Source organism: Haloferax sp. s1, from assembly GCF_058382125.1.
On sequence record NZ_JBZRPK010000404.1, the window covers coordinates 1 to 4,208 of the forward strand.

A 4,208-nucleotide genomic window follows, 5' to 3' on the forward strand; every position below is an offset into this window, starting at 1 on the left:
AGGGGCGGCGCCCGGCCCCGGCGCGGGACGGGGAGGGAAAGGAGCCCACGCGGCCCTGCGGTTGGGCCTCCGTCCCCCCGCGGCGTACGAAGGGCGCCCCCCGGACGGCGGCCGCGGGGCCGTCGAGCCCCACCAACGCGACGTTCGCCGACAACCGCCACGGTAGCTCGGAGACGGGCATCAACGCCAGCGCGACGACGCTCGTCATCGACGGGCAGACCGTCGACCTCTCGGGTGCGACGACCAACACCGAGTCCGCGCTCGAAATCGACTTCTCCGAACTCGGCGTCTCGCTGACCGAAGGCGAGACGACCGCGAAGCTCACGGTCGAGGACGACGCTGGTCACGCGACCTCGCGTCTGTTCACCTTCGAGTACGACGAGACGAAGCCGACGGCTGACCTCTCGACGGATATCTCGGAGCACGTGAGCGCCAACAACACGGTTAACGTCACGCTCGACGCCGGGGATGCGAACCTCGAAACCGCACAGTTCGTCGTCGAAGACTCCAACGGCGATGCGGTCTACACGCGCGACGTGACGACGCTCGCACAGGCGAGCGACGACTCGTTCGTCGTCGAGTGGGACGCCACTGACGACAGCGGTAACAAACTCTCCAACGGCAACTACAACCTCACGCTCGTGAGCACCGACGCTGGTGACAACAGCCAGGTCGGCAACGCGACCGTCTCTGTCGACAACAACTTGCCGACGTACGACCTCGCGTCCATCGACGGCACCGACAGCACGGTCTACACGAACGACTCGGTCAACGTCACGTACAGCACTGATGAGAACGTCACCATCGTCTACACGCTGGAGTCTGAAACCGGCGTGAAGAAGACGTTCACGCGAACGTCGGGCCAGACGTCCGGTGCGGACCACACGCTCGACGTGACGTCCGCACTCTCGGACGGCACCTACAGCGTGAAAGCGACGGTCACCGACGAAGCGAACAACGAGCGCGTCGTCACCCGGAACAACCCCGTCGTGGTCGACACGACGAAGCCCGGAATTGCGGCAACGCTCGACTTCAACGAGGCGACGGGGAACCTCACCGTCAACGTGACGAGCACGGAATCGCTCGCCACGACGCCGGACGCAGAGGTTACGTACCCCAATTCGAACACGGAAGCCCTGACACTCACGAAGGTCGGCTCGACGACGTGGACCGACGAACTCGACACGAACGCGTCCGGCGAGTACACGCTGGACGTTTCCGGAACCGACCTCGCCGGCAACTCGGCGAGCGACACCAGCACCTCGAAGGTTGAGGGTCACAACTTCTCGGACGACAAGACCGTCCTCCTCGTGAGTGCGAGCGGCGACACGTTCATCCACATCAACGCCAGCGACTCGGCGAACCTGCCGGACGGCCAGACGGTCATCACGCTGTCCGATACGAACGTTCCGCCGAACGCGCTCTCACAGGGCACCGCAGCAACGCGGTACCTCGAAGCGAACTCCGGACTGTCCGACGACCAAATCGAGGAAGTCTCCTACGGCTTCAGCGAAGACCTCGACACGACGGGACAGGGCTTCTACATCACCTACATCGAGAACGGTGGGACGAAGGTCCTCCCGACTGAGCGCCAGACCGACCCGTTCGGTCTCAACGGTGACTACTACGTGGGGACCCGCGGTGGACTGTCCACCTACGGTGCAATGGTGAACGATACGACCGCGCCGACGATTACCTTCGACACTCCGGCCGAAGGCGCAACGTTCAACGAGACCGAGAACACGGTCGACGTGAACGCCACGCTCTCGGACGACGTCGAAGTCAACGAATCGTCGGTCACAGTCACGCTCGACAACGGCACCGACAGCATGGACGTCACTGGCTCGGCGGCTATCACCAACGAGTCGGTGAACTACACGACGCACGCGCTGGCACCCGGTGACTACACGGTGACCATCGAAGCGTCGGACACGAACCTCACGGCGAACACGGCGACCGAGCAGGTCAACTTCACCATCGAAGACGACCGCGAAGCGCCGTCGTTCACTTCGTTCAACCCGACCGAAGGGGAGACGTTCCCGTTCGGAACGTCCGAGTTCCGCCTCAACGCGACCTACGAGGAAGCAAGCGATGCGGTGAACGACACCGGCATCGACACGCGGAACATCACCGTCCTCTACGACGGTGAAGACATCACCAGCGCGGCCGATGTCACGGCAAGCGGATTCGACACCAACGTCACGGTAAGCGACACCGAGACGCACAACCTGACGGTCCGCGTGCCCGACAAGGCCGGTAACAGCATCGAACAAACGACGAACTTCAGTGTCACGGCTGACGACACTGACCCCGTAGTCGAGATTACGAACCCCGCAGAGGGCGACGAACTCTCGAACACGACGACGTACGCAAACGTCACGGCGACCGTGTCGGACGCTGAGAGCGGTGTGAACCTCAGCTCAGTTGCGGTCACCTTCGACGGCACGGAGGTCACGAGCGCGGCGAACCTCGACGACCTCTCGAACATCTGGTTCAATAAGACGGGTCTCGAACCCGGCACGAGCCACACGGTCGTTGTCTCCGCGGCCGACGCGGACGGCAACGTCAACCAGTCGACGGTCAACTTCACGGTTGCCCCCGACGAGACCGCGCCGGAAATCACGCGAGTGAGCTCGAAGGACCAGACCTTCGACAGCGCTGGCACCCTTGCTATCGAAGTGAACTACACCGACCCCGAGAGCGGTATCGACGCCTCCGCGGTGACGCTACTGCTCGACGGTGAGGATGTCACTGAGAACGCGACCGTCCATCCGAACCCCGGTGCCTCGCTCGAACTCAGTTCGAGCGACATCGGCTCCGGTGAGCACCAACTTGGTGTCCACGTCACCAACAACAATGGTGACCTGACGGCGAACGAGACGACGTTCTCGGTCAGCCAGGGTTCGGACATCCAGGTCACGAACGCTGGTCTCAACACGACCGACGTACAGATTAACGACCCAGTTGAAGTGAGCGCCACCGTCGAGAACTTCGGCGACGAGGACGGTACGATGGCTCTCGGCGTTACCGGCGAGAGTCAGGCCGGCACGACCGACTTCGGCGTCACGAAGTCCGTCGAGGTCAACGCCTCCGAATCGAAGTCCGTGAACTTCGTCATCACGCCGGACGACGCAGGTACCTACAGCGTCATGGTCAACGGAACGACCACGACCAACGCGCTGACGGTCACCTCGCCGAACGCTGATATCCAGGTGCTCAGTGAGTCGTCGGTCAGTCCGACGACGCTCCTTGAGAACGAGGAGACGACCGTCACAGTCTCCCTCGGCAACCTCGGTGGGTCGGGCGGAACCATCTCGGGTGACGTGACCCGAAACGGTTCCACTGTCTACCAGATCCCGAGCACGACGATTGCCTCGGGTGCGAAGAAGACGTTCACCTTCACCGACACGCCGCCGTCGACCGGTGACTACGTCTACACCTTCAACGGCGCTGAAGTTGGAACGGTTACCGTCTCCCAACGCGCGCCGTCCTTCAGCGTCGACGCCGGTTCGAGTTCCATCTCGGAGCAGACGGTCAAACCGGACGAGACGTTCACCGTCTCGGTCGATGTCGACAACGTCGGTACCGCTCGTGGAACCTTCAGCAAGGCCCTGAAGGCGAACGGAACCGCACTCGCAACCGAGAGCGTCACGCTTGACGCTGGCGGCTCGGGTACGTTGACGTACTCCACGTCGATTGACTCTGACGGGAACTACACCCTCACGGTCGATGGCGTCACGCTCGGAACGATTACCGTCAAAACCCCAACCACCGGCGGTGGCGGTGGCGGCGGCGGTGGTGACGACGCGGACGACGCCTACGAGAGCGGCCGTCTCTTCCACGAGACGCAGTTCGACGCGCCGCTGAAGGGTGGCGAGTCGGTCTCCGCTGCGAACATCACCTTCAGCAACGAGACGACTGGTCAGGTCTCCGTGGAAGAACGGACCAGCGTCCCCGGAATCGTCGGTGAGCCTGCGGAAACCGCGGTCGGCTACGTCAAGATTCAGGTTCCCGCTTCGGCACGCGACGAACCGTCGACGCTCACGTTCTCGGTCAGACAGAGCAGACTGGACGACCTCGACCTGAGCGCGTCGGACCTTCAGGTCCAACGGTTCAACGGCGACACCGGCGAGTGGGAAGCACTCGACACGCGCGTGGTCAACGAATCCAGCGACACGGTCGTTCTCGAGGCTGAAACGCCCGGGTTC

Annotated in this window: 1 protein-coding gene; it reads left to right on the forward strand. The window is 63.2% G+C overall.

Annotated elements, in window-relative coordinates; genetic code table 11:
* Nucleotides 1-4,208, forward strand: a 4,208-nt coding sequence (locus tag QT222_RS05315) for a PGF-pre-PGF domain-containing protein (RefSeq protein ID WP_491476540.1), incomplete at both ends; no start/stop codon positions are given.